General features: G+C 55.1%; 27 protein-coding genes, 1 tRNA gene and 1 pseudogene. 14 read left to right on the plus strand and 15 right to left on the minus strand.

From position 1 onward, the window contains the following. Nucleotides 1-271: 271 nt before the first annotated feature. From GKN89_RS05290 to GKN89_RS05305, 4 genes and pseudogenes are all read left to right on the plus strand, one after another. Nucleotides 272-347, plus strand: a tRNA-Asn gene (locus GKN89_RS05290). Between the two features lie 191 nt (nt 348-538). Beyond that, nucleotides 539-1,786, plus strand: a pseudogene (locus tag GKN89_RS05295) (tyrosine-type recombinase/integrase). 77 nt (nt 1,787-1,863) lie between these two features. Beyond that, nucleotides 1,864-2,739 carry a toll/interleukin-1 receptor domain-containing protein gene (locus tag GKN89_RS05300; RefSeq protein WP_154746475.1) on the plus strand — a complete coding sequence of 292 codons (876 nt, stop codon included), beginning with the start codon at nt 1,864-1,866 and terminating at the stop codon, nt 2,737-2,739. Nucleotides 2,740-2,886: 147 nt separating this feature from the next. Continuing rightward, on the plus strand, nt 2,887-3,405 hold the full coding sequence (locus GKN89_RS05305) for a shikimate kinase (RefSeq protein WP_154746476.1): 519 nt from the start codon (nt 2,887-2,889) through the stop codon (nt 3,403-3,405). 16 nt (nt 3,406-3,421) lie between these two features. Here GKN89_RS05305 and GKN89_RS24385 read toward each other — a convergent pair whose 3' ends face one another. From GKN89_RS24385 to GKN89_RS05320, 3 genes are read right to left on the minus strand one after another with little or no spacing between them, the layout of a single operon-like run. Beyond that, on the minus strand, nt 3,422-3,709 hold the full coding sequence (locus tag GKN89_RS24385; protein WP_230328920.1) for a TIR domain-containing protein: 288 nt from the start codon (nt 3,707-3,709) through the stop codon (nt 3,422-3,424). Then, nucleotides 3,603-4,043 (minus strand): DMT family transporter, encoded by a 441-nt coding sequence (locus GKN89_RS05315; RefSeq protein WP_154746477.1) that lies wholly within the window; start codon nt 4,041-4,043, stop codon nt 3,603-3,605. Before GKN89_RS05315 ends, GKN89_RS24385 begins: the two co-directional genes overlap by 107 nt. A gap of 17 nt (nt 4,044-4,060) precedes the next feature. After that, on the minus strand, nt 4,061-4,579 hold the full coding sequence (locus GKN89_RS05320) for a GNAT family N-acetyltransferase (protein WP_019452493.1): 519 nt from the start codon (nt 4,577-4,579) through the stop codon (nt 4,061-4,063). A gap of 38 nt (nt 4,580-4,617) precedes the next feature. Here GKN89_RS05320 and GKN89_RS05325 point away from each other — a divergent pair, with 38 nt between their 5' ends. Beyond that, complete coding sequence (locus tag GKN89_RS05325) at nt 4,618-5,187, plus strand: XRE family transcriptional regulator (protein ID WP_154746478.1); 570 nt, start codon at nt 4,618-4,620, stop codon at nt 5,185-5,187. Between the two features lie 13 nt (nt 5,188-5,200). Here the strand turns inward: GKN89_RS05325 and GKN89_RS05330 are convergent, their stop codons facing one another. The 3 genes from GKN89_RS05330 to GKN89_RS05340 all read right to left on the minus strand — a co-directional run bounded on the left by GKN89_RS05330 (nt 5,201) and on the right by GKN89_RS05340 (nt 7,178). Beyond that, a complete protein-coding gene (locus GKN89_RS05330; protein ID WP_063917902.1) occupies nt 5,201-5,494 on the minus strand; it encodes a DUF2623 family protein in 294 nt (97 codons plus the stop codon). 130 nt (nt 5,495-5,624) lie between these two features. Then, the gene (locus GKN89_RS05335; protein ID WP_063917901.1) at nt 5,625-6,212 is read right to left on the minus strand and encodes a nitroreductase family protein; all 588 of its coding nucleotides are present in this window, start codon (nt 6,210-6,212) and stop codon (nt 5,625-5,627) included. Nucleotides 6,213-6,281: 69 nt separating this feature from the next. Then, nucleotides 6,282-7,178 carry a LysR substrate-binding domain-containing protein gene (locus GKN89_RS05340; RefSeq protein ID WP_154746480.1) on the minus strand — a complete coding sequence of 299 codons (897 nt, stop codon included), beginning with the start codon at nt 7,176-7,178 and terminating at the stop codon, nt 6,282-6,284. Nucleotides 7,179-7,293: 115 nt separating this feature from the next. Here GKN89_RS05340 and GKN89_RS05345 point away from each other — a divergent pair, with 115 nt between their 5' ends. Next, nucleotides 7,294-7,929 carry a flavodoxin family protein gene (locus GKN89_RS05345; protein WP_019452488.1) on the plus strand — a complete coding sequence of 212 codons (636 nt, stop codon included), beginning with the start codon at nt 7,294-7,296 and terminating at the stop codon, nt 7,927-7,929. Nucleotides 7,930-8,067: 138 nt separating this feature from the next. After that, nucleotides 8,068-9,168 (plus strand): glycosyltransferase family 9 protein, encoded by a 1,101-nt coding sequence (locus GKN89_RS05350; RefSeq protein ID WP_154746481.1) that lies wholly within the window; start codon nt 8,068-8,070, stop codon nt 9,166-9,168. Here GKN89_RS05350 and GKN89_RS05355 read toward each other — a convergent pair. The 3 genes from GKN89_RS05355 to GKN89_RS05365 form a co-directional block, all read right to left on the minus strand. Further along, nucleotides 9,107-10,330, minus strand: a complete 1,224-nt coding sequence (locus tag GKN89_RS05355; RefSeq protein ID WP_019452486.1) for an O-antigen ligase — start codon at nt 10,328-10,330, stop codon at nt 9,107-9,109. The genes GKN89_RS05350 and GKN89_RS05355 overlap by 62 nt on opposite strands. Next, on the minus strand, nt 10,308-11,216 hold the full coding sequence (locus GKN89_RS05360) for a sugar glycosyltransferase (protein WP_154746482.1): 909 nt from the start codon (nt 11,214-11,216) through the stop codon (nt 10,308-10,310). The genes GKN89_RS05355 and GKN89_RS05360 overlap by 23 nt, the downstream gene beginning before the upstream one ends. 991 nt (nt 11,217-12,207) lie before the next feature. Beyond that, nucleotides 12,208-13,056, minus strand: coding sequence for a helix-turn-helix domain-containing protein (locus GKN89_RS05365; RefSeq protein ID WP_230328921.1), 849 nt, complete (start codon nt 13,054-13,056; stop codon nt 12,208-12,210). 619 nt (nt 13,057-13,675) lie between these two features. Between GKN89_RS05365 and GKN89_RS05370 the strand changes: the two genes are divergently transcribed. The 5 genes from GKN89_RS05370 (at nt 13,676) to GKN89_RS05390 (ending at nt 20,338) form a co-directional block, all read left to right on the plus strand. Then, a complete protein-coding gene (locus GKN89_RS05370) occupies nt 13,676-14,560 on the plus strand; it encodes a helix-turn-helix domain-containing protein (RefSeq protein WP_154746483.1) in 885 nt (294 codons plus the stop codon). Nucleotides 14,561-15,047: 487 nt separating this feature from the next. Beyond that, nucleotides 15,048-15,221 carry a hypothetical protein gene (locus GKN89_RS05375; protein WP_154746484.1) on the plus strand — a complete coding sequence of 58 codons (174 nt, stop codon included), beginning with the start codon at nt 15,048-15,050 and terminating at the stop codon, nt 15,219-15,221. A gap of 447 nt (nt 15,222-15,668) precedes the next feature. After that, on the plus strand, nt 15,669-18,014 hold the full coding sequence (locus GKN89_RS05380) for a membrane-bound PQQ-dependent dehydrogenase, glucose/quinate/shikimate family (RefSeq protein WP_154746485.1): 2,346 nt from the start codon (nt 15,669-15,671) through the stop codon (nt 18,012-18,014). A gap of 188 nt (nt 18,015-18,202) precedes the next feature. Further along, nucleotides 18,203-19,843 carry a Na+/H+ antiporter gene (locus GKN89_RS05385; protein WP_154746486.1) on the plus strand — a complete coding sequence of 547 codons (1,641 nt, stop codon included), beginning with the start codon at nt 18,203-18,205 and terminating at the stop codon, nt 19,841-19,843. 252 nt (nt 19,844-20,095) lie between these two features. After that, the gene (locus GKN89_RS05390; RefSeq protein WP_154746487.1) at nt 20,096-20,338 is read left to right on the plus strand and encodes a hypothetical protein; all 243 of its coding nucleotides are present in this window, start codon (nt 20,096-20,098) and stop codon (nt 20,336-20,338) included. A gap of 7 nt (nt 20,339-20,345) precedes the next feature. On the opposite strand, the gene nadS is transcribed toward GKN89_RS05390, so the two are convergent. The 3 genes from nadS to GKN89_RS05405 form a co-directional block, all read right to left on the minus strand. After that, nucleotides 20,346-20,642 carry a NadS family protein gene (gene nadS, locus GKN89_RS05395; protein ID WP_154746488.1) on the minus strand — a complete coding sequence of 99 codons (297 nt, stop codon included), beginning with the start codon at nt 20,640-20,642 and terminating at the stop codon, nt 20,346-20,348. Nucleotides 20,643-20,679: 37 nt separating this feature from the next. Further along, nucleotides 20,680-21,003 carry a type II toxin-antitoxin system RelE/ParE family toxin gene (locus GKN89_RS05400; RefSeq protein WP_074053737.1) on the minus strand — a complete coding sequence of 108 codons (324 nt, stop codon included), beginning with the start codon at nt 21,001-21,003 and terminating at the stop codon, nt 20,680-20,682. Between the two features lie 64 nt (nt 21,004-21,067). Then, on the minus strand, nt 21,068-21,697 hold the full coding sequence (locus GKN89_RS05405) for a hypothetical protein (protein WP_063917890.1): 630 nt from the start codon (nt 21,695-21,697) through the stop codon (nt 21,068-21,070). 85 nt (nt 21,698-21,782) lie between these two features. Between GKN89_RS05405 and GKN89_RS05410 the strand changes: the two genes are divergently transcribed. Continuing rightward, nucleotides 21,783-22,718, plus strand: coding sequence for a LysR family transcriptional regulator (locus GKN89_RS05410; protein WP_154746489.1), 936 nt, complete (start codon nt 21,783-21,785; stop codon nt 22,716-22,718). Here GKN89_RS05410 and alkB read toward each other — a convergent pair. After that, nucleotides 22,701-23,348, minus strand: a complete 648-nt coding sequence (gene alkB / locus GKN89_RS05415; protein WP_019452474.1) for a DNA oxidative demethylase AlkB — start codon at nt 23,346-23,348, stop codon at nt 22,701-22,703. The two genes, GKN89_RS05410 and alkB, sit on opposite strands and share 18 nt — an antisense overlap. A 139-nt stretch (nt 23,349-23,487) precedes the next feature. On the opposite strand from alkB, the gene rarD reads away from it, so the two are divergent. After that, entirely contained in the window at nt 23,488-24,366 is an 879-nt protein-coding gene (rarD, locus tag GKN89_RS05420) for an EamA family transporter RarD (protein ID WP_211130268.1), read from the plus strand. 1 nt (nt 24,367) lies between these two features. On the opposite strand, the gene dhbA is transcribed toward rarD, so the two are convergent. Together dhbA and GKN89_RS05430 are read right to left on the minus strand one after the other, a co-directional pair. Continuing rightward, complete coding sequence (dhbA, locus tag GKN89_RS05425; protein ID WP_019452472.1) at nt 24,368-25,126, minus strand: 2,3-dihydro-2,3-dihydroxybenzoate dehydrogenase; 759 nt, start codon at nt 25,124-25,126, stop codon at nt 24,368-24,370. A gap of 101 nt (nt 25,127-25,227) precedes the next feature. Continuing rightward, on the minus strand, nt 25,228-26,418 hold the full coding sequence (locus GKN89_RS05430) for an isochorismate synthase MenF (protein WP_063917888.1): 1,191 nt from the start codon (nt 26,416-26,418) through the stop codon (nt 25,228-25,230). Nucleotide 26,419 lies beyond the last annotated feature (1 nt).

Raw genomic sequence — 26,419 nt, forward strand, 5'->3', positions numbered from 1 at the left:
GCCAGAGTCGGTAAATGCCCCGAGAAGCGGGATACGCGGCGGCAAACGGCCGTTCGCCGGGCGGCACGCGCCACAACGCAGGGCAGGCGTTGCACCATCGGCAGGCAACGGCCCCGAACAACGGGCAATCCGCCGGCACTGCGCGCGGGATAAGCGACAAAAGCGAGAAAAAGCAGCAGGTTGGGCAATCTTGCAGCAAACGAACGCATCGGGCGCTTTCAGGCTTTACAAGCCGCAACCGCCCCGCTATTATTCGCCCCGTTCACACGATTCCTCTGTAGTTCAGTCGGTAGAACGGCGGACTGTTAATCCGTATGTCACTGGTTCGAGTCCAGTCAGAGGAGCCATATTTAGAGAAGCCCGCTCAGGGAAACCCGAGCGGGCTTTTTGCCTTTCTATAAATTGGTTACCCCTTCCTCAGATTCACCCTCGTTCACTAAAAACCACTCGAAGCTATACCCTTTTGCTGGTAAAGCTGGTTCTATTTGCGTTTTACCAGCACGCGGAGAGAACCGTCATTTAATTTACTGATACCAAAATAAAAAATGCCAGATCATCGGAAAAGGTCGTCAAGCTCACTGACGGGTTTGGCCTCTATCTGCTGGTGCATCCCAACGGTTCTAAATACCGGCAGTTAGGCTACCGCTTTGATGGCAAACAGAAGGTGTTTTCCATTGGGGTTTATCCTGTTGTATCGCTTGCCTATGCCAGACGACGTCGTGACGAGGCTAAAAGACTGTTGGTTAAAGGGATTGATCCGAATGCTAAAAAACAGGCTGGTGAAAAAGTCCGTCAAGAAAAGCGCGATAAAACCCGTTCGTTCCGTGTCGTCGCAAAAAGCTGGTTTGCCACTAAAACAAAATGGTCAGTAGATTACGCTGACACCGTATGGAAACTTATTTCTTCCCGGATATTGGCGGCAACAACATTTTAGATCTGGGTACGGGTGACCTGCTTGTGCCGGTCAAAAAAGCGGAACCACTTGGCTACCTTGAAATTGCCATACGGATTAAGAAATACATCACCGTGATCCTGCGTCACGCTGTTTAGCAAAAGCTTATGCGCCATAACCCCTCCTATGATATGGAAGGTACAGTCCAAAAGCCTGAGACTGAACACCGCCCTGCACTGGAGCAGGAAGAGCTCCCACTACTGCTTGATCGTATTGATGCCTACAAAGGTCGTTAACTGACTACGCTGGCGATTAAACTCAATCTGCTGATCTTCATTCGTTCCAGCAAACTTCTTTTCGCTCAGTGGCCGGAAATCCACTTCAAAAGTAAGTTATGGGTGATCCCCGAACAGCGGGAAGCGGTTGAGAATGCCAAACATTCCACTCGTGGCGCAAAAATGAAACGCCATCACTTCGTTCCCTCTGCCAACAGACCATTACGATACTGAAAGAGATCCGTCAGCTTACCTATGAAGAAGGTAATGGGCGGGATTAGTTTTTACGGATTGTTATGACTCATGCAAACCCATGACTGAAAACACCATCAACAAGGCACTGGGTAAGATGGGTTATGACGCCACACAAGACATCTGCGGCCATGGTTTCCGAACACTAGCGTGTAGTGCCTTAATTGAGTCTGTTCTATGGTCAGAAGATGCTGTAGAGCTTCAAATGAGCCATAAGGAAAGCAACAGCGTTCGCGCTGTTTATACCCATAAGGCCAAACACATTGATCAGCGAAGGTTAATGTTTCAGTGGTGGGCTGGTTTTCTTGATGCAAATAGGGATAGGATGGTCAGGTCGTTTGAGTTCGCTCAGAAAAAGATTCACTAATTTAAGACACAAGGAAGTATTTTACTGATATTATTACAGAGTTGTAAGTCATTACATAACTGCTTGTTGAGGGACCTATGAATATTAGAGTTTTTTTAAGCCATAATCATAATGACAAACCGTTTGTCAGAAAGTTAGCAAGAGACCTTGAAAATCACGGCATCCGTTATTGGCTTGATGAGGCAGAAATGAAAATTGGCGATTCTCTAATTCAAAAAATTAGGGAGGGTATTGATAGTGTTGATTACTTTGCTGTTGTTCTATCACCCGATTCAATAAATGCACCTTGGGTAGTCAATGAACTTGATGTAGCAATGAATTATCAAATAAGCGGTAAAAAAACAAAAGTATTACCTATTATGCTGAAAGAATGTGAGCTTCCGGGTTTTCTCATCGGTAAACTGTATGCGGATTTTAGAAATGAAGATAACTATGTAGAGGCGTTTAAACGGTTAATTCAAAGCATAGGGATAGTTTTTAATAAAAACGTCATGAGCAACGATAAAACATTTGATAATCTTGGCACAGCTTTAGATAAAGCATCTCATGCAAGTATCCCCATGATGTGTAAACCATTTCACAGACCATTTCAATACATGGGAATGCAAGTCCCACAAGCAGAAAAAATTCTTGAGTGTAAAGGCAATGAAATTGGAAGCATTATTGTTGAAGACGATGATTGTCGTATGTACCTTGAGGCAGAAGGTAATTTCATTAGTTATATAGAAGTTGATTTCAAAAAAACCGCCCTACATTACCAAAACAAAGAATTCGATTCAGAAATTTTCCTTGGAGCGTTGAGCATAGGCTTATCAGAGCTAGATCTAGTTGGCAAGAAATCACATAGTCATGCATATTATGATCACCGGCGGAAATTAAAAATAACTGTAAGTTGTCTATATGATGAAGCACCAATAACCGTATCGTTTAGCTCTAAATATTACGGCATGTAATATTTTGCATGTAGGCATTCAATGTTATAATTGGATGCCATTATATTTACAAAGAAATGTTGAAATTCTTATACCTTATGAACTATAGATTGGATATAATGTATCATTGGAATTATTTTTTAATGCAATAACGACGAGGTATATTAAATGAGTATTACCATTAGAGGTGAAGATGCAACATGTTTATTTGAAATCTTATCTGAACCTAAAACGATTTGCATCGAGGGACATACTGGCTCTGGGAAAACAACTGCTGGAAAGAAAATAGCAGAAAAGTTTGGAGCCAAGTTTTTCGATACAGATAGCTATATAATTAAAGATCCGACTTCAGATGTTATTAACACATATGAAGATATGCTGGACATTGCAAAACTATCAAAAGAACTAATTGAAGAAAAAGGTAAAAAGATTATTGCTGGCATATGTCTTAGAAAAATATTAACATTAGCTAAAATATCTGAAGAATCAATATTCATTTACATAAAATACGTATCAAGAACATCATATCAATGGATAGAAGAAAATACATTAGAGGATCTTAAGGAGAGAGTTATTGACATAGATAACATCCCTGAACCTCATGCAAGTGATTATCGATATATTTTGGAAATGAGTCCTCAACATAATGCAGATATTGTTTTCGAACGATTGGAAGAAAATATCTAACGTATATAATACATACTCATGCGTGGGGGTTAACTAAGGCGAAAACATTTTCCCTACCTAACTTAGCCATTAAATATCCATGCTCAAATACCACATTTTGCCAAGCACGGTTATGCGGAGGGTTAGGTTCATCAATAGAACGACCTAAATCACAAGCAGTATACAAAACCAAATCCCGGCGGCGGCAAACCGTTCCGTCAAAAGCTGCGTTTCGCCACCAGATAGGCGCCCGCCACCAGCAATAAGGCGCCGACCAGCGCCGGCAGATTCTCACGCAGCGCCGCCGGACCGGCGCGATAGGCATCGGCCAACAGCCCCATGCACAGCTGGCTGGCGACCAGGATCGAGATGGTGGCCGCCGCCCCCAGCTTTTGGTAACCCAAAATGCCGGCGAACACGAACAGCGATCCCAACAGCCCCGGCAACAGCATCCACCACCTGGCGGCGCCGGTCACTTCCGCCACAGCGCCGAGACCGTTTTTGGCCAGCAGCAGCCCCATCAGCAGCAGCAAACCGACGCTGGAGTTGATCACCAGCGTGATAAGGATGGTCGAGACGCTTTCGGTAATGCGCACCATCAGCAGATTCTGCACCACCAGCCCCATCCCCGCCGCCACCAGCAGCAACAGCATATTCATCGCTCTGTCTCCCGGGATCAGCGCGCGGGCGGCGTGGCCCGCTCGTCCAGCTTCAGCTGCAGGAAGGTCAGATCCAGCCATTGGCCGAATTTGGCGCCCACCTGCTCCATACGCCCCACCTCATGGAATCCCTGCGCCAGATGCAGTTTGATGGAGGCCTGGTTGCCGGATTCAATGCCGGCCACCATCACGTGCTTGCCGATCTCCCGCGCCCGTGCGATCAGGGCGATCAACAGCGCTTTGCCAATCCCCTCTCCGCGATGCGCCTGATGGACATACACCGAATGTTCCACGGTATGCCGATAGCCGTCCCAGGCGCGCCAGTCGCCGAACGACGCATAGCCGATCGCCTCGTCCGCGGCGTTCACCGCCACCAGCACCGGGTAGTCCGCCGCCTGGCGTTCGCCGATCCAGGTTGCGCGGTTGGCCGCATCCACGGTTTGTTCATTCCAGATGGCGGTGCTGTTCAACACCGCGTCGTTATAGATAGCGGCAATCGCCGCGCTGTCGTTGAGCGTCGCATTTCGTATAATCATGGTTTACCCCGGCCAATTGTCCACTATAATACTACGATATGAATATTAAATTAGACAATCTAAATCAGCTGATCGGCGCGCGCATTCGCATTGAACGCGAGGCGCGCCACTGGTCGCTGTCCGATCTGGCCGAACGGGCGGGCGTATCGCGGGCGATGGTTCATAAGATCGAACGCGGCGAGAGCAGCCCGACGGCGATGCTGCTGGGCAGACTGGCGGGCGCGTTCGGTCTCAGCATGTCCAAGCTGATCGCCCGGGCGGAAACGCAGGAAGGCCGACTGCTGCGCCGGGAAGAACAACCGGTGTGGGTCGATCCGGAGAGCGGCTACGTGCGGCGCCACGTTTCGCCGCGCACCGATCTGCCGCTCGATCTGGTGCGCATCGAACTGCCGGCCGGCGCGGCGATCCCGATGCCGGCTTCGGTGTATGCGTTCAAGCGTCAACTGATCTGGGTGTTATCCGGTGAGCTGCTGTTTGTCGAGGGTGAGGTGCGCCACCAAATGGCCGAGGGAGACTGCCTGGAGCTCGGCCCACCGGCGGACTGCCGCTTTGAAAACCGTAGCGACCAACCGTGCGTGTATATGGTGGCGGTGCTGAGCGCCGCCTGACGGCTTGCCTGCGTTAACTTTGCATCGGTCGGTTATAGCCGGCGCGGAAAAACTTCTCCGCCAGCCGGTTATCGCCGCCAGAGAAGAACTCGCTCATCGGCTCGCTGCCGAGGCCATAGGCGCGGCTGAGCTGCCCGGCCTCAAACGCCGCCCGGTTCTCGTCGCCGCAGCGCTGCGCCAAATGGTGCGCATAGCCGAGCACGAAACCGCGCTTGTAGTCGGAGCAAAAGCGCGACAGCTCCGCCTCCGGCTGCAGATTCTCCGCCTTTAACCCCGCCAACAGCCCTTTGCCAAAATGATCCCCCACGGTTTCCTCCTCATCATGCAATCGCTATATAACGAAATATACAGCGAATAGGCGAGCGAGAATATACTCCCAAAGTTTTACTCGCCGCATAAAAAAGGCCCGCCAGGCGGGCCTCGGCGAGCGCAAGCGATCACAGCGTGAAGTTCAGCCCTTCGCTGACGGTCTTGCCGAGCGGCAGACGACCCGACGGCGTTTCTTTTTCCTGCAGAAAATCCGGCAGGCGAGCTTTGTCGCCCGGTTTGCCGATCGCCACCATGGCGTGCACCGCATAGTCGTCCGGCAGCTGCAGCGCCGCTTTGATCTTATCGTGGTGGATGCCGCTCATGCAGTGGGTCAGCCAGCCTTTCAGGTGCGCCTGATGCGCCAGGTTGGCCCAGGCGGCGCCGGTATCAAACGCATGAGTCGGATTGTCCACCAGCCGCTCGCCGTTCAGGCTGGTGGTTTTGGAGACGATCACCACCAGCGCCGAGGCGTGCTGCGCCCAGCCGCGGTTGAAGTCGATCAGAAACTCCAGATAGCTCTCCCAGCTGTCGGAACCGTGCTTGCTGTAGGCGAAGCGCCACGGCTGAATGTTGTAGGCCGAAGGCGACCAGCGCGCCGCTTCAAAGAAGCTGAGCAGCGTCTGATCGTCGATGGCGTCGTTGGCTATGGCACGCGGCGACCAGCGTTCAATAAATTGTGCATCAATCGGGTAATCGGAAGTTCTTGGCTGGCTCATGGTAGGTTCTCGCAGTGAAGTAAAAACAAAAGTTCGCTGATATTCCCACAGCTTAGGACGATAAAACTTTTATTTCGTGCCATTGCCCTGCGGCAGTTCCTGCTGCAGCCAGGCGAGGAATGCCCTGACCGGCGGATGCCGTTCGCGCCCCGGTGCGCACAACACGCTGTACGCGGCGCCCGGTACGCTCACCTCCGGCCGGTACGCCACCAACAGACCGTTGTCCACCATATCGGACACCATCACCGAACTGGCGAGCACCAGCCCCTGTCCGGCCACCGCCGCCTGCAGGGCGTAATGCTCCTCGTGATAGCTGCGCATCGCCGCATGGCGCTGCCACCAGTCTACGCCCGCGGCTCGGCACCAGTCATGCCAGCCGCTGTCGTACAGCGCAGAATCCCCCCACTTGACGGTGATCAGCACCGGATTTTCCGGCGGAGCGGCGGCCAGCCCCGGCGCGGCATAGACGCCAAAGTTTTCCTCCAGGCGCGCCGTCTGATGCAGCGCGGGATAATGCGCGCGGCTGTAGCGCACCGCCACGTCCACGCTGGCGTCCTGCTGCAGATCGATCACCTCGGCGCAGGCCTCCAGGCGCACCAGATAGTGCGGATGCGCCTGGTAGAAACGGCCCAGGCGCGGCACCAGCCACAGCGCCGCGAAAGAGTGCGTCACCGAGACGCACAGCGATCCGCTGCTGGGCTGCGGCCGCAGGCCCTCGAGCGTGGCGGCGACATCCAGCAGCGCGCCGTGCACTCCGGCAAACAGCGTTTCCCCTTTCGCCGTCAGCTGCACGCCGCGCGGTAGCCGCTGAAACAGCGCAAATCCCAGCTGCTGTTCCAGCGCTTTTATCTGGTGTGAAATCGCCGTTGGCGTTACCGCCAGCTCGGCCGCCGCCAGCTTGAAGCTGTGCAGACGAGCGGCGGATTCAAAAGTGCGCAGTGCGTTGACGGGCAGCGTGGCGAACATGGTGAAATCCCTAAAGGTGAATTGAATTCATCCTGGCAGAAAAGCCGTCATTTGTCGTCTGCCAACGTTAGTTTCTAAAGTAAGGCTGAAATCGCTTAACAAAAAGGAATATGACATGAATACAACTCATCAACCCAAGCGTCTGGTGGTATTGGTCGGCAGCCCGCGCCGCGATGGCAACAGCGCCACGCTGGCGCAGGCGATCGTGGCGGGCGCCGCCGAAGCCGGCACGTCCGCCAGCCTGCATTTTCTCGATGATTACCTGAGCGGTTTTCTGAGCGACGAGCGGCATACGCCGGCGCCGGCCGATCGCTACGCCGAGCTGTTTCTGGAACACTTCCTGCCGGCCGACGGCGCGGTGTTTTGCACGCCGATTTACTGGTACGGCATGTCGGCACAAACCAAGGCCTTTTTCGATCGCTCGTTCAGTTTCTATTCCAACGCCTACCCTCAGGCGGCGGAGGTGCATCAACGCATGAGCGGCAAGCGCATTGGGCTGGCGGTGGCATCGGAAGAGACCTACCCCGGCGCGGCGCTGGGTATCGTGCATCAACTTCAGGAGTTCAGCCGCTACACCCACTCTGAATTCGTCGGGCTGGTGCACGGCGCCGGCAACCAACGCGGCGAAATCGCCCGCGATCCGCGCAACCCGCTGCAGGCCGCCCGCGCGCTGGGGCGCGAGATCTTCACCCGCCCCTACTCGGATTATCAGATGGACAGCCCGCGCAGCACGCAGGTCTGGGAGGAGTAGGCGCGGCGCAGCAATTGCAAGCATAACGTTAGCATCTGTCGCAATCTGTTGCGGGCCATTGGCCCGCCATTGCCGCGCTTGTATGATACGACGCGGCGCCAGACGGTGGCCGCCTTTCTCAAACGGAAGCGAACTGCAATGTCGAAACAGTGGAAAATAGCGGCGGCCAACGCCGGTTTACGTCTTTATACCCGCATCGCGGGCAATTTCCGGCCAGCAGCGAGTTTCGATCCGCAGCACCCGTTTGAGCGCATCGTGATTTTCTCCACCAGCGCCCTCGGCGATCTGATGTTCAATACGCCCGCCATCCGAGCGCTGCATGAACGCTATCCCGGCGCGCAAATTACCTTAGTCTCCAGCCATAAAAACCGGCAACTGGTCGAGGGCAGCCCCTGCTTTCATGACGTGATTTACTGGGATCACAAGGCCAAATACATGCTGAGCGTGATCCGCCGGCTGCGAAGAAACCGGCCGCAGCTGGCGATCATCCTGCACTCGAAGGCGCCTTACGACGTGCTGGTCGCCATCGCCGCCGGCTGCCGCTACCTGTTTAAAGACCTTTACGGCAATAAGCCGAGCGGGATGGAACGCTGGTTGACCGGCGTCAGCCGCAGCACCGGCGGCCATCTGATCCAACGCAAGCTGGATATGGTGGGGCAACTGGGCTGCCGCACCGATAACCCGGAGATGTTCATTCCCGTCGCTTTCCCGCCGCGCGCAAAACCGGCAGGCAAGATCCTGATCGGCTTTCAGATGGGCGCCTCCGAAACGCTGCGCCGCTGGCCGGTCGAACGTTTTGTTCAGCTGGCGCAACGGCTGCTGGCGCACTCCGCCGACTATCAGATCGAGCTGATTGGCAGCGCTGCGGAGCGCCACATCGAGCGGGAATTTATGGCGGGCCTGAGCGAGGAACAGCAACAGCGGGTGGTAAGCCATATCGGCACGACCACGCTGCCGCAACTGCTGGCGGTGATCGCCAATCTGCAGGTGCTGGTGACCGGCGATACCGGCCCGCTGCACCTCGCCGTGGCGTTGAAAACCGCCACCGTCAGCCTGTTCGTCACTGCCAATCCGCAGCATACCGGCCCCTATCAGGACCCTGAGCGGCACCAGGTGATGTATGTGCCGGTTGACAGCGCCGCGCTGGATGCCGCCCAGCGCCGCCAACCACTCAGTATCATCGAGGCGGAACGGGTGCTGGAGAAGACGCTGGCGGCGCTGCCGCCCGCACCCGTCTGATCGGCGACCGCTTTGGCTGCGACAACAGCATCGCCAACGGCAGCCAGAACAGGTACCAAAACTCCGCCGGATTGGCGATCACAAACATCCCCTGCGAACTGTAGAATACCAGCATAAACAGAAACATGGCCACCTCCCAACGCCGTCCTGCGCGCCAGTGCGCAAAGGCAAGCCGCGCACCGTATGCCAGCAACGCAAACAGCAGTAGAAAACCCACGCCGCCGCCCTTCAGCAAGGCGCCGAGGTACAGGCTGTGCGTGGTATGGTTCAGCTCGCCGGTATAATTGAGAAAGTTAAGCTGCTTATCAAAGCCGTAGCCGAAGAACGGCGCCTGTTCGATCAGCCTCAGGCTATGGCGCCAAATGCTGATGCGCACGAAGCTCTGTTGGTACAGCTCGCCAAAGCGGGTGAGCAGCATCTCGCCGATCGCGCTGTAAACGACGGCGAAAACCACCGCCAGCACGCCGGGCAGCAGGATCCACAGCCACTTTCCCGGCCGCTGTCGATAAGGCATCGTCGCCACCAGCGCAAACACCAGCGCCATCAACGGACCGCGGCTTTGCGTCAGCACCATGAACGCCAGCAGCGGCGGGATAAAGCACAGCGCCGCCTTCTGCCCGGTGTCGCGGAAAATCATCAGGCTCAGCAAAATGGCTATGGCGGCGTAACCGGCCAGATCGATCACGTTGCTCGGCCCCGGATTGCGGGGGGTGGTTTCTCGCAGATGATAAATCGACGGGGCGTCGACCAGCGTCAAATACAGGCACAGCGCCGCAATGCCGGCCAACATCACCCACTGCAACTGATGGCGTCGCTCACCGTCAAGCAGTGTCACCAGCCAGGCGAGATACAGCAGGATATAGGCGCTGTGGGTCAGGGCCGACGGTAAGTCGCCCGGCGTCTCGCTCCACAGGGCGCTGAGGGAATAATAAAGCAGAAACATCAGCGCCAATCCGCCGCCCCACAGTGCCCTGCGGTTGCTCAGCAACTGCCGCCGCAGCGGCGGCCAGGTAAACACCGCGGCCAGCCACAGCAGCGCCGCCAGGTGAAACAGATTGTTGACGCGGGTTTGGCCGCAAAATATCGCGCTGAAAAACGCAAAGGCTAAAAACAACGCGCTGCCGAGGCGATAAAATTGCTCAGGCTTGCTGAAAGTAAACATTGCCGTCCACCTTCTCGAAGATATCGCTGTCGATAGCGCTGTGCAGGGAAAGATTTTTTATCGCGATCTGCTGCTTTTTCATGATCGCGCCGGCGTGCCGGAAAGCGGGGATCACCAGCGACTCTACCTTGTCTGCCAGGAATGTCGGCAACCGATCTTGCTCGGTCTCGTAAAAACGCGGCTGGTGGAAGTTGTTCATGTCCAGCCCGGCGATAAACAGCTGCTTGAAACCGAGATAGGCGATGATTTGCAGCGCCCAGTAGGCCACGGTGCCGGCATCGAAAACGCCGCAGCGAATATCCTGACTGAAGCCGAGCGTGCGGCACGCGGCGGCAAAAACCACGCCGCTTTCCCGGCAGTAGTGATCCCACAGCGCACCGCTGTCGATCCGGGGATGGTAAATCTTGCAGGACGCATCTTCGACAATCGCCAAACGGCAACCGATCGCCGCCTGGCCAAATCGATCGAGAATGCGGGCTACGCCGTGCACGGTGGTGAATAACGTCAGCTCCCGCCGTTGAATGACGTCGCGCACGATCTCCGGGCGGCTATCGATAAAGCCCATGTCCACAATGACGTAGAAGCGAAAATCCACCTGCCGCTGCAGAAAATAGGCGCCGTTGACCCCGATGGCGGGCATGGCGGGAATATTTTCGAAGCGCAGCTGCTTCACCGACGGGCCGGTGGCCGTCAACAACGCCTCTCCCCGGCAGCTGTTGCGCAGTTCGCTCAACGGGACGATCGGCACCGACCGGTGCTTATACCACAAGGCGGTGATTTCCCCTCCTTCGCCGCGCGCGATCTTCACATAGGGCCAAAGATTTTCGTTATGCCGATAAGGGCGCGCGTGGGAATAGCGATAGACCTGCTTAAAAAAAGAGCCCATGGTGGCGATGTCCTATCCAGAGTGCGTGACGATACCTACAGGGGCATCTTTCTGTATGCTCAGAATTTAATAACGTGTCAGCGCTGGCCAAGCCGTACAGCGAGTATCTAAATATTCGTTTAATGAGGCAATTTTTGTAATTTGAATTATTCGTCAACGCATCGCCAAGAGATATGTCCAGATGTTAACTGGATGAATAAATGTTTCAGTGCGTAAATATAAAATAAAATCAAAACTCACCGTTATCCTGTCGCTTAGGCGGCAGTTTACGCCATTATCCTGCGGCTGTTTCGGCAGATTCACAGAGGACGGATAGCATATCGATTAATAACTTATCTGAACAAGAGCGCCAGACCAGGAGGCGCGATAAACACATTTTTAGGTAAAATAGGCAGCCACCGACAGTGCTAGGATTAACTCGCTATCATTTTATGTGCACTTTCAACCAACGTTACCCTGTTATTTCGCATTCGCCGATCGTAAAGATCGGCTTTTTTATTTCTTCCGCCTTGATCGTCACCATAAATACCGTTTTTTGGTAAGAAAATGCCGAAGCGATAAGGTTAGATACGCAGTGCATGCCCTTATTTTCCGTGTGTAGGTCATGCATCCCAGAGAGATTATCGATGTTTCATTCGCCGGCGTTATCGCCGGCTTTTTTTATTTCATCACCACCTTGCCAGACCTCAGCACTATCTCCAGCGGAGCCGAATTAGCACGTTTTACCTATTTATTGATAACAGAGAACACTTTTCGGTAAAGAGAAAATGGCAACGCGCGCTACTATTTCACCCGTAGTTTGTCATACCTATTGAATACCCCATGCTTACCGACCCTCGCGGTCGGTTTTTTTTCGCTCTCCCCACCGCAGCCTGAGCACCAGGCTACGCGCATGCCATCCCAATAGGGCATTGGGAGGCCTGAAAAAAATTGTCAATGATATCAAGGCAAAAATCAGACAGCGCGCTTCGGCCCGAGCAACAAGCCCGGATCATTTAATCGGTATGAAATACCACATGCTGATGTCATCCTTTTCACCCGGGCAATGATCGTGGATTTTAAACATGACGCTCTCGGTAATGGAGATATCCAATGAAGCCAGAACACCTTCATAGGCCGACAGGATGAACTCGCTTTCACTCATCTTGTGCTCATTACGCCGGATTGCAAGGTACCTTGCCGATGAGTTGTACAGACCACAGGTTATTGGGTCTTTGTAGCTTATCTTCATCTGTCCCCGGATCATGACCGGAGACAGCAGTTGCACTTGCCTTTTTTTCTCGTAATACTCATGCAAATTCAAGTGCACGATACTGCTGGGAAAGGGCTCTTTGTCGAAAGCAATAATCGGTTGATAATTGACAAAAGGCCAGTGGCTCATGGTTCTAAATGTTCGCGGCGGACAACCGAATTGATTTGAAAAGGCGCGGCTAAATGATTGTTGAGAACTAAATCCAGACAGTAAGGCAATTTCATAGATCTTCATATCCGTACGTTTCAACAGCAACGTCGAGCGGCTCAGCCTGCGTTTTCTGATGTAAGTCCCTATCTTCATCCCTTGATACAAATAGAACATCCGCTGCAAATGGCCAATGGAATATCCTGACTTGATGGATAATGCTCTAATTGAAACATGGCTCTGAGTATCTATCGCCTTTTCAATGATGCAGATTATTTCGTCTAAAATATTGCGTCTGAACTCGTTAGAACAATCCATAGTAAAGCCTGTCATCTTGCTATATTTATTATTGAATGCATTTCTCTTTTTTAGCATCAGAAAACCGTTAAGTTTGCTTCCTATTGAAAAATGGCATCCCCATACTTGTTCAAATATATCCATGCGTCAGACGGCGCGAACAACCTGTCCATGACCATAGGATGGCCATTCACCTTTCGCGCAAGTTGAAATTCTCAGGCAAGTCGCATCTAATAACGCCAATAATGGCATCAAGACAAAAACACGTTATGGAATTACCCCCGTGATACCCAATTTGGATTAGACATTATTCTGCAGCGCAGCCTTAGTCCTATTTATCACTTAACCACTCACCCTTAAACATAGCATAGTTAATTATTTCGATTCTAAAAGATGTTACTGTCAATAAATTGGCAGACATATAGAGTTTTTATCTATCAATGAATAAAAAGTGCGCTTCCGCTCCCCGTTCCCTATCCTGCCAGGATCGGATTGAACGAAAAAAAACAAATAAAAATCAATGAATTGAAAAACCACACTGTCTGAGTCACGCCATCTTGCCGTCTCTCGTCCTACCCAGTTAGTTGCCAAATGACACTTTTGAGTACATTTTTCTCAATTTGCCGCGTTAATATTGCGTGCGCTCTATACTCAGGATATTGCCTAAAAAAGAGAATGAATCAGGCCGCTGTCGCTGATTACCGATAAAGCGTTATTTTACCTGACGCAACCATTAGGCAGATAACTAAAAGGAAGCTCCCGCATGTTTATAACCAAAGTCATTGAGGAGCTGCTCGCCTGGGTCGAGGAAAGTGGGTTCAATGAGAAGCTCACTATTGAGATGCTTTCAGAAAAAAGCGGATATTCACGCGGGCATATCCAGAAAGCCTTTAAAGATGAAACGGGAATGACTTTCGGCAACTATGTGAGGGGCAGAAAACTCATTCGCGCCGCATTTATGCTGAAAGCGACGAACCTCTCCATTTCCCATATCGTTAATGAGTTAAAATTTCAGTCATATCAATCATTTGGCCGAGCGTTTCGCAAGCAGTTCAGAACGTCGCCGATGCAGTACCGCAAGAGTAAATCCTGGGACGTCTCCTCCGCCATCCCCTTGCTGTTTCTCGATGGCATACCCGAACATCGCTATGTCCACCTGCCAAAATTTTTCGATGAATCAGGGGATTGTATCGATGCTGAGATCTATCACTTCCACCCCGCGGTTTCGGCGCTGCGATTGGCGGCAATTGATAAAATGCAAGCAACAGACGGCGGCATGATTAATTTTTTTAACTTCGGCGCAAGCACCAACAAAGAGAACCACGTTAGCATCTATTTGAAGACGACCTATGTTCCTGAAGGCGCTGATATCAGCAGCGTTCTTGCCTCGCTGGCCGAGGTTCAGGGAAAAAAGGATATGCAACTGTTTGCCGAATTCGCTTTTAAAGGCGCGAGCGATGAAGCGCAACAATTCACGCAAAGTATTTACACTAAATCATTCCCGATAAATAAAGTGGGCATGGTCGATCGTTTCCTCATCGAAATCCTTAGCCCAATAGGCAATGGCGAAATAGCGATGAAGACCTATATCCCTATTTTATTCCCTGCCAGGAAAAGAGAAATAAATGGAACGAAAATGCCAGAATAGCCGGCACGTCAACGTCGACCTCAGGCTTTACTAATGCAATCTATATCAATCAGTAAAAATCATATTGAGCTTGCGAGCGGCATCACGCGCGCACGTTAAAATAGAGCAAATTTTAAGACTTATCCAATTGGAAAGTCCATCAACATCATTTCGCAAAGCGAGTCCGGTCTCTATCTTGTGGCCATGGTAATGGTTGAACGTTTATCTGCGGATAAATCACTGCAATGTGACTAACATACCAATACCTTATATATCAATGAGTTATGTTAATTTACCTTTCGTGCGGGCTGAGTTATAACTTATTGTTTTAATTGGATTTATTGAAAAACCCCGATCGCGTCATACCGCCTGACGTTCGCTTTACCCCACTCCCCCCTCTTGTAGACATCCCTAAACAGGGAAGATATTTTATTTCCACGATGCCTGTATTCACCGGTGCTATTAACATGCCTTAAACAAGAGTAAACCCCGTCAGGAAAATAGAATTATGAGCACTCACGCATGGTCCAAAAATTTAAAAAAACACTACCCCGATGTTAATGTGGAAAAAGTGACTATCGGCGACCGCGGGAAAGGTTATATTGTCTATGTCGATGGCGAGAGAATGGCGTTGAATCATTTTTTTCGCCGTTTTTATCGACACCGGCTTGATAAAGAATGAAGCTTTACACTGAATTTAACGGGTTGTGAAAATCGGTAAAAGCCTGTTATTTAAAATAGCACTGTATTACGCATCACTCTAAATAATTAGCCCAAAGAGGCCCTTTCATCAGGCGCACATATCGTCTAACAGAGTATTAAATTCGCCGTAATACTGAAAGCCGCGCCGTTCAGCAACGGTTTTCAACCCGGTATTAAATGATGCGATAAGCCATACGTTAATCACGTACGCGCCCTCATTGCTCAATAAAACCTTTATCTCGCTCGGGCGGCGGTTCCAGGCCGCCATTCTGCGCCATGAAATGGAAAGCGAAACAAGACCTTAGCAGCCATAAAGCGTTAGTGAACCGTCTCAAGGCGATGAAAGTGCCTTTCATGCCGGCGTTTTCGCGTATTGAGAGCGATGGAATGATGATCCCAATGGGATTGACAGGTCAAAGGAAAACATATGATTAGAACATCGGTTGTAAAGAGAGCTTTAATAATCACGTTCTTTTGCTTGCTGGTTTTTTCGGGCGTTGCGTTAACCGTGGGCGGCGTTTGGCTCATTGCCCTCGGCGGCTCGTTTTACTATGCCATCGCAGGGATAGGTTATGCCGCAGCCGCGATACTGGTGTTTAAACGCAACAAACAGGGTTATCACTTAACCATTGCGCTGTTCTTCATCACGACGCTGTGGGCGCTTTGGGAATCCGGGCTCAACTACTGGGCACTGTTCCCTCGTCTGCTGGTTCCCGCGGGCCTTTCTATCATCGCCGCGTTTTTACTTCCCTCGCATCTGTACAGCGCTAAGGGGAAAAAACAGGCTTACATTGCCGGTACGGTTTTGTCCGTTGCATTCGTTGCTTTCTTTAGCGGCGCCTTTTTTCCCCATGGAGCGATAACGCCTGCTGATAACGCAACCTTTATCGAGAGCAAAAGCGATAATGCCCCTGCGGATTGGAGCGCCTATGGCCGCACGACGGAAGGAACGCGCTATGCGCCGTTTAATCAAGTTAACCGTTCCACAGTCAAAGATCTCAAGCTCGCCTGGGTTTACCGGACCGGCGATTTCAGGCCGGGCGTCGATCAGAACACCCCGCTGGCCATTGATGATTTGGTCTATAACTGCACGCCCAACGGGCTGATTACCGCCATAGATGCCGATACGGGCAAAGCGCGTTGGAAGTTTGACTCGCATTCAACATCCCCGGTCTGGCAGCGCTGTCGCGGGCTGGGTTACTACCAGAATGAGGATGCGGCGCCAGGCTCTGTGTGCGAAAAAACGATCATTCATACCACAATCGACGCCCGCATCATTGCGCTGGATGCCAAAACGGGCCAGAAATGCCCCTCATTCGGTCAAAACGGCGAGGTTAACCTCGGCCAGCATATGGGGAAAATCGAACCTGGATTTTACTTCCAGACGTCAGCGCCAACTATCGCCCGGGGGAAAATTATCGTCGGCGGTTGGGTCATCGATAATGTGATGAAAGGGGAGCCTTCCGGCGTCATCAGAGCGTTTGACGCCAAAACCGGCGAGTTGGACTGGGCGTGGGACTTAGGCAATCCGGCGATCGCCAAAACGCCGCCGCCCGGAAGCACCTATACCCGCGGCACCCCGAATATGTGGACCACCGCCGCCTATGATGACAAATTGGGTTTGTTGTACGCACCGCTCGGCAACGCGACACCCGACTATTACGGCATGAACCGCCCTAAAAACTCGGACGACTACAACTCATCCATTGTCGCCATCGATATTGAAACGGGCCGCGAGCGCTGGAAATTCCAAACGACCCACCACGATATCTGGGATTACGATCTCGCCTCCCAGCCCGCCCTGGTGGACGGCTTCGACGATCGGCATAATCCGGTGCCCGCCCTCCTGTTGGGCACTAAACGCGGGCAGATTTTCTACCTGAACCGTGAGACAGGCCAGCCGCTGGCACGGGTTGAAGAGCAAGCCGTACCGACCCGGGGCGCCGCTCCGGAAGAAAAACTCTCACCAACCCAGCCGTTTTCTGTCGGCATGCCGACCATCGGCGCGGAACACCTTACCGAAGAGAAAATGTGGGGCACCACCCTGTTTGATCAAATGGCATGCCGCATCTTGTTCAAACGGATGAATTATCAGGGGGCCATGACCCCAATCAGCACGCGGCCCACGCTCGAGCAGCCCGGCAATATAGGCGGTCTCAACTGGGGCAGCATGTCGATTGATCCGGTGAACCACATGGCTTACATGAACGATGTGCGGATCCCGAATGTGTTCTGGTTAGTGGCGCGCGATAACTATGAGCGCGTCGCGAAACAGTATCCGCAAAAAGTGATCGACGGCCATGGGCCATCGCCCATGATCGGCACGCCATACGGCATGATCACGCTGATGTGGATGTCGCCGCTCGAGGTGCCTTGTAACCAGCCCCCTTACGGCACCATCACCGCCGTCGATTACAAAAACAAGAAGATTGCCTGGCAGATCCCTGCCGGCACCGCCGAAAAAATGGGGCCGTTGGGCATCAGGTCACACCTGCCAATGCCCGTCGGCATGCCCACCTATGCGGGCACCATGACGACAGCCGGCGGCCTGGTCTTCTTCGCCGGCTTCCAGGACTACTATCTGCGGGCCTACAACAGCAGCACCGGTAAGGAGGTCTGGAAGTACGCGCTGCCGGTCGGCGCGAGCGCCACGCCGATGAGCTATGTTTCGCCGAAAACCGGCCGGCAATACATCGTGATTGTGGTCGGCGGCGCGGCGCACTCGCAAGAAACCGGCGATTACGTCATGGCGTTTGCGCTTCCTGAATCCTGACCCCGTTCCCCCGGCCGATCGAATCTGCCGGGGGACACTACACGATACTCTGGCAGCCGCTACCGGTCGCCGCCCTAGAGCCATACATAGCTTATCCGCCTGCAGAAGGACGAGCCTGCCGGGGCGGCAGACATCAAGCAGGCAGCGCCTGAAAACGGCGAGAAAAATTAACCAACCAAAGGTTCCCGATGGAAACATTCTTCACCATATTAATCTTATTACTCACCGTCTCGTTGTCCGGCGTCGTGACGAGAATATTTCCATTCCAAATCCCCTTGCCGCTGGTGCAAATCATCGTCGGCGCCGTTTTGGCCTGGCCGCAATTTGGCCTGCACATCGACTTCAACCCCGAACTTTTCTTGATGCTGTTTATCCCTCCTCTGCTGTTTGCCGACGGATGGAAAACGCCAGCGCAAGAGTTTATTCATTACGGCAGAGAAATACTGAGCCTGGCTTTGGTGCTGGTGATCATCACGGTGGTGGGGGTGGGCTATCTGATTCACTTGCTGCTTCCGTCTATCCCTCTCGCGGCCGCGTTTGCCCTGGCCGCCGTCCTGTCGCCTACCGATGCCGTCGCGCTTTCCGGCATCGTCGGCAAAGGGCGCATGCCCAAGCCGGTCATGCGCGTGATCGAAGGCGAGGCGCTCATGAACGACGCTTCCGGTTTGGTTTCCCTTAACTTTTCCATCGCCGTTGCGCTCGGCGCATTGGCCTTCACCTGGGAAAGCGCCTTTCTGACCTTTCTGCAGGTCTCTATTGGCGGGGTGCTCTGCGGCATTATTATCGTCGTTTTATATAATCAAATGGTTAAATTCATCCACAGATGGATGTACAACGACTCGGCCACGCAGATTGTCTTCTCTTTGCTGCTCCCCTTTTCTTGTTACCTGATAGCGGAAAAGATCGGCGTCTCCGGCATTCTGGCTGCCGTCAGCGCCGGCATGATGATTGGCCAATCCAAAGTGAATCACAATATGCCGCTGGTGCGTTTGCGCACCAATAACATATGGGAAATGCTCGAGTTTATCTTTAACGGCATGGTGTTCATTTTGCTCGGGCTGCAGCTGCCGGGCATCCTGAACTTCACCCTGGCGCAAACCGATATGGATCATTCCGTCAGTCTGGAGAAACTGCTGGGTTACGTGGCCATCATCTATTTCAGTTTGATCGCGGTACGTTTTATCTGGCTGTGGTTGATGAAATTCGGCAGCGCGAAGCTGATGCGCAAAGATCCGCTGTTATTTTCGAAATTCAGCACGCGCGATCTGTTCGTGGCGTCCTTCGCCGGGGTTCGTGGCGCCGTCACGTTGGCGGGCGTGTTGTCGATCCCGTTGTTCTTGCTCGACGGTTCGCCATTCCCGGGGCGCTATCAGCTGGTATTTATCGCTTCTGGCGTCATCTTGCTGTCGATCGTCGTCGGCATACTCACCTTGCCTTTGCTATTGCGCGGCAACCCGCCGCCTGAAGAGGATCAGGAAGAAGCGTTTTCAGTCTCAGAGGCGCTGGCGAGTGCCGCCATCAAAGCGGTTAATGAAACGAAGGAAAAGCTGATCGATACTCCACCGGACGACGCAACGCCAGAGTTGATTGAAGAAACGACGCGCCGGATGTTGGACGTGCTGCAGCGAAAAATCCTGACCAAGGACGATATTAAAAACATCGTGGCGCTGAAACGGCTCGAAAGGCAGCTGTACCTGGCTTCTTTGCACGCAGAAAGGGAAGAACTGTATCGATTGCGCCGCATGAAAAAAATCAGCCATGAAAAGCTGAGAAAGCTGCTGCATCGAATTGATATTACCGAAGTGCTGATCTCTGAAGACAGTGTCTGAACCGATGCGCAAAAGACGCATTCTCTCAAACCGATGAGCCTCGGTCTGGCGGCAATCACGGCCCTGCGGGGTACGATTGCCGCCGAAAAACCGCCGTCGTGCAACAAAAAAGCCGGCGATATGACGCCGTTCTCCTCTCCCGGCGCAGGCGACGGCGCCCTGTCCTCTCTTCGTTACCTTGTTTCCGGGTGCCGCTTGGCAGGGCATTTATTCTGTTATAATGTATCAGAAATTAACGAAGGGAAGACGACGATGAAAATCCAGCTGTCGCTACTGTTTCTCAGCCTGTTGGCCGGCAAGGCCGCGGCGTTTCAGTCGAAGGTGCCCGAGCCGCGTCCCGAGCAGGTGCGCGCGGCGGAGCAAAACATCGAAAATCTGTTTTACGGCTTTCACGCCATGGACGCCCAGGCGGTGAACATCGGCAGCTGCGCGGCAGTGCCGGTGGCGGGATGCCAATGCGCGTTCTGCACCCAGCTACGGCAGGCCGGGCGCTGAACATGATTTAAATCACCAGCAATTCATCAAGCAAAGCAGGGTTCCGCTCAATCAACAGCAGAAGCTTCAAGGCCGAGCCCGAGGGAATACGGCGTTCCTGCTCCCAGCTTTGCACCAATCCCACGCTGGCCCCCACCGCTTTGGCAAACTCGGCCTGTTTCATTCCACTGGATTTACGCAGCAACTTAACGTCCGGAATGGCATGACGATGGACATGCTCGGACTTTGGCGTCATCTTCCCCTTTTCGATCGCCACCATTTCGCTCATGCTGCTGACCAAATCGTCGAAAAGTTCTTTTTTCATAATGCCCTGATTCCTTCATCACGCAGTTTCGCCATCGCTAATCAAGTTGTTGAACGATGGATCTCAATATCGCCTTTTCCTGTTCGGATAAATCGTCCTTTTCATTTTTACGATATATCAATAACAAGTACACTCGGCCGCTGGCGGCCGTCAGATAATAAATCACTCTAACGCCACCGCGTTTTCCCTTTCCTTCCAACCCCCAACGTATCTTTTTGCATCCGCCCGTGTGGCTGATCGTATCCCCGTCATGGTGATTCAATAACAAATAGCTTTGGAAAGCCTGAAAGTCATCATCCTTCATCAATTCGGCCCGCTTTCTGCTGAAAACGGTCGTTTCGATAAACTCCAGATAGTCCATTATCGTCGCCTCCTGCGATCTTTCCCTCCAGAATACTCGTACAGGGTACGACAATCAAGTTTATTCAACCCAGCTCATACTGCACGATCAGCTGCCCTTTCTTCATTTTGACGCCGGTGACGATCACCGCCCCTATCTCGGCCAGCGTGGCGACATGGGTGCCACCGCAGCCGTAAGCGGGCAGCTCGCCGAAACCCACCTGGCGCATGCCGTCCACCGCCTGTTGGCGACGCGGCAGATCGGCGGCGATCAGATGCGCCAGCTCCGCTTGTAAAACATCCGCCTCGATCGTCTGCGCGTCTGCCCCCGGAGTAAACGTGATGCGGCCTTCCCCCGGCCAATGATGCGCCTTGACTGGCCGCCACCCCCGGCCTTCGCCCAGCCAGCCGATCAGATGTCCGCCGGAGTGCCAGCGGGCATGCAGCCGGCGTTGCGCTTCATCGATGCGCATCGTAACCGGCCCGATCGGCAGCGGCGCGGCGGTAAAGTGCACCACCTTATCCCCCTGCTGCTGCACCCGCACGACGGCGACGTTGTCCAACGTTCCCACGTCGGAGGGCTGGCCGCCGCCCTGCGGGTGAAATAGCGTGGCGTCGAGCTCTACGGCGTAAGCGCCCGCCTCGGCCGGCGCGCAGCTCAACACCTGTGCCTGGCCCTGTAACTCGTCGCTGTAGTAATAACGTCGTTCGGTCATCATTTTTCTCCTCGATTCAGGGAGCCATTATATTCATGTCATAATCAGAGGATAATCCGTCGTCATCACAATGGACCTTTGCGTCATGAGCACAAATCTTTCTTACGCCCTGTTGGCCGAAATGGCCGTTTTCGTCCAGGTGGTGGAGAGCGGCAGCTTTTCCGCCGCCGCCCGTAAGCTGGGTGCTTCGCCTTCCGCCGTCAGCCGCAGCGTGGCGAAACTCGAGCAGGCGCTGGCGCTGCAGCTGTTGCACCGCACCACCCGCAAGCTGCGGCTTAGCGAAAGCGGCGAAGAGGTGTTTCAACACTGCCGCGCCATGCTGGCGGCGGCCGAGGCGGCGATGGCGATCGGCGGGCGCGGCGCCGCGGAGCCCGAAGGGTTAGTCAGCATCAGCGTCCCCAAGGCGGTGGGCCGTTTCGTGCTACATCCGCACATGCCGGCGTTTCTGCGGCGCTACCCGAAGGTAGACGTCAGGCTGCGGCTGGAAGATCGCTATATGGATCTGATCGACGATCGGGTCGATCTGGCGCTGCGCATTACCGATCGCCCGTCGCCCGGTTTGATCGGCCGCCAGTTGATGAGAATAGACCATCTGATATGCGCCACGCCGGATTATCTGGCGCAGCACGGCACGCCGCAGCACCCGCACGATCTGACGGCGCACAGCTGCATCTATCTGGGAGAGACGCCGAGCGATGCGCAATGGAAATTCCGCCGCAGCGGCAAAACGGTGACGGTCAACGTGCGCGGCCGCTACGCCGCCAACCACACCGGCGTGCGGCTGGACGCGGTGAAACAGCATATCGGCATCGGCAGCCTGCCGTACTTTACCGCCCGCCAGGCGCTCGAAGACGGCGAGATCGTGCAGGTGTTGCCGGAATGGGATTTTCTCAGCAGCTATCACGGCGGCCTGTGGTTACTTTACGCGCCTAACCAGTATCTGCCGCCCAAACTGCGGGTGTTTATCGACTATCTCGTCGCCTGCCTGGCGCAGGAGCCGCAGCTAAAGCGCCTTGCGTAGCGTGATGTTGATGCGGTGCGGCCCCACCAGCGAGTGATAGCCTTCCTTGACCGGCAGGATGCCGTGAAAACAGAGCCGCGCCGGGCCGCCCCATACCACCACGTCGCCGTGCGCCAGCGGGATGCGCCGCGCCCGGTCGCTGCGTTGCAGCCCGCCGAACTGAAACACCGCCGGCAGCCCGAGCGAAACCGAGACGATCGGCGCACCGAAGTCGTGTTCGTCCTTATCCTGATGCAGCGACAGCTTGCTGCCCGGATCGTAACGGTTCATCAGGCAAGAGTCCGGCACGAAGGGGCCAAAGCCCGCCTGCTGTGCGGCCTCATCCGCCAACGCCATCAATATTGGGGGAATGGCCGGCCAGCGTTTGCCGCTGCGTGCGTCGCGTTCCGAATAGCGATAGCCGCGGCTGTCGCTGGTCCAGCCGTTGCCGCACCAGCTCATCGCCACCGACATCACATGCCCGCCGGGGGTGGTCAAATGCCGCCATGGCACCTGAGCCACCACGCCCTGCACCGCCGCCAGCAGTTCCGGCCCGTGATCGCGCACGAAGCCGTGCATCACCACCGCGCCGGGAGCGATCTCTTCCCGCCACGGCGGCGGCAGTGCGTCTTCAAAAAGATCGATTGTCATCGTCAAATCCTGTATGAATACACAGTATTAATTGTAACCCGCTGCTGTCGATTGTCCAGCGCCCGGCAACGCCATTGTCGTTGGCGGCAAATTTCTCTACAGTAGCCGCCATAAAATCAATCACTCACCAGGAATGCGTGTGATTAAGGGCATCACTCTTTCGGTCGTCGCCTCCATCTTGTTCGGCGCGATGTATTACTTCACCTCTACCCTCACCCCGCTGAACGGCGAACAGGTTTACGGCTGGCGCACGCTGCTGACGCTGCCGTTCCTGACGCTGTTCATGGCGTTGTCCGGCGATTGGCGCAAGGTGGCCGACACGCTGGGCTGGATCGGCCAACGGCCGCTGCGGCTGCTGGGCCTGCTGCTCACCTCGGCGCTGCTGGGGGTGCAGCTGTGGCTGTTCCTGTGGGCGCCGCTGCACGGCAAGGCGCTAGACGTGTCGCTCGGCTATTTTCTGCTGCCGCTGACCATGGTGCTGGCGGGGCGCCTGATCTATCGCGACCGGCTGTCGCTGCTGCAAAAACTGGCGGTGGCGTGCGCTATGGTGGGGGTAGGCAATGAGCTGTATCAGGCGGGCGGCGTCTCATGGCCGACGCTGGTGGTGGCGCTGGGCTATCCGCTCTACTTTATTTTGCGGCGCCGCTTCGCCACCGACAACCTCGGCGGACTGTGGTGCGAGCTGGCGCTGATGCTGCCGGCGGCGGCCTGGTTCGCTTTCGGCGACCACGGCGCGGCGGCACTGCAGGTCAATGCCGAGCTGTATTGGCGCATTCCGTTGCTCGGCGTCATCAGCGCCGTGGCGCTGGTGTGTTACATCCTCGCCAGCCGCCTGCTGCCGTTCAGTCTGTTCGGCCTGCTGAGCTATGTGGAACCGGTGCTGCTGGTGATCGTCGCGCTGCTGCTCGGCGAGAGCATCAGCCAAAGCGAATGGCCGACCTATCTGGCGATCTGGCTGGCGGTGCTGCTGCTGGCGGCGGAAGGCGCGCAGCACCTGCTGCGCCGCCAGCGGGTCTGACTCAGGCGGCCAGCGTGGCGCCGCCGTCGATCACGATATCCTGCATGGTGATGTGGCTGGCCAAGTCGGAGGCCAGGAACAACACCGCGTTGGCGATCTCGTCCGGGCGGGCGATTTTACCCAGCGGGATCCCCAGTTTGAACATCTCGGGGAAGCCGGCAATGGTGCGCTGCTGCGCATCGTCGGTCTGCCACATGCCGCGCTGCATCGGCGTGTCGGTCGAGCCCGGCGACACCAGATTGCAGCGCACGCCGAACGGCGCCATCTCCAGCCCCACGCAGTGGTTCAGGCTGGTCAGCGCCGCCTTGGAGGCGCAGTAGGCCGCCATCTGCGCGCGCGGCACGTGCGCGGCGTTGGAGCCGACGCTGACGATCGCCCCGCTGCGCTGCACCTTGAAGTGCGGCAGCAGCGCGCGGAACAGGTAAAACGCCCCCGAGGCGTTGACGTTGATGCACTGATGCCAGTCATCCACGCTCAGATCTTCGGTATTGCCCATGCGCAAAATGCCGGCGGCGTTGACCAACACGTCCAGTCGCGGGTTCTCCCCCAGCTGTTGGCGGCACACCGCCTCCACCTGTTCCGGCCGGCTGATGTCCAGCGTCACGCAAGGGTAAGGCAGATCCGGGTTGGCGAATTCGCGATCAAATCCCACCACCTCAGCACCCTGAGCCAAAAAGTGCCGGGCGATCTGCTCACCGATGCCGCGCGCCGCGCCGGTCACCCACACCCGTTTGCCGGTGAAATCCATCTGAATGCTCATGCGCACACCGCCATCCGGGCGCACAGCCGGGTCATGTTGTTGTTCATCGTTGTCTCCTGCGAAAGCGTATGGCGCGGCGCACACTGCGCCGCAAAGAGGCCCTACAGCGCGCCGCTGTTCAGGCCGAAAGCGTTGAGCATGGTGCCCAGTTTGGCGGCGGTTTCCATCCACTCGGACTGCGGCGTCGAAGCGGCGACGATGCCCGCGCCGGCGAACAGCCGCACCCGGTTACCGTGCAGCAGACCGCTGCGGATGACGATCGCCCACTCGCCGTCGCCGTTGGCGTCGCACCAGCCGACGATGCCGCTGAACAGGCCACGATCGTGCGGCTCCAAATCGGCGATCAGCTGGCGGGCGCTCTCGGTCGGGAAGCCGCACAGCGCCGGTGTTGGATGCAGCAGGCAAGCCAGCTGCATCACGTTGAGCGTCGGGTTCAGCAACTCCCCGCGAATGCGGGTGGACAGGTGCCACATGGTGCCGGTGCTGAGCAGCGACGGGCCGCTGGGCACGCTCAGGCTGGCGCACAGCGGCGCCAGATGCCGGCGAATATCCTCTATCACCAGCTTGTGTTCGTATTTGTCTTTGGTCGAGCGCATCAGGCGCTCGCTACCGAGGCGATCCTGCTGCGCATCGTCCTGACGGCGCGCCGAGCCCGCCAGCGGATTGGTGTGGATCTCGCCGCCCTGCTTGCGGATCAGCAGTTCCGGGCTGGCGCCGATCAGCACGCCGCCATCGGCCAACGGCAGGGAAAAGTGGTAACCGGTCGGGTTCTGCACCATCAGGTTATTGAAGATCTGGTGGCCCGCCACCGGCTGTTCCAGCTCGATGTCGAGGATGCGCGACAGCACCGCCTTGTCCAGCTTGCCTTGTTTAAAGCGGCTGACCGCTTCCGCCACCGCATGCTTGAAGCGCGGCTCGTCCGGAATGCTGGTGCAGGCGGCAAGACGATGCGGCTGTTGCAGCATCGGGCGCGCGGCGCGGGTAAAGCTGTCGTTGGCGACAAACTGGCAGTTTTCAGGCACGTACAGGCTGGAAGGCCGGCGCGTATCGAACGGAATGGCGCCCACCACCACCGGCGCCGCCTGGCCGGCGGCTTTGGCGCGCGCCAGCGCCTGGCGGATGTGCTGAGTCAGCGCGCCGCCTTCCTGTTCGCCGCCGAACGCCGGCGCCTCAATGCGCTCGAACACGCCGTCGGCGGAAAGTGAACGGAATTCGGACCGGTACAAAAAGGTCGATTGCTCGGCGTACACAAACCCGGGGAAGGTTTGGTTATCTGTCGTCAGTGTCGCCACA

This window comes from Serratia sp. YC16, from assembly GCF_009707615.1.
In the GTDB taxonomy this organism is placed as follows: domain Bacteria; phylum Pseudomonadota; class Gammaproteobacteria; order Enterobacterales; family Enterobacteriaceae; genus Serratia; species Serratia surfactantfaciens.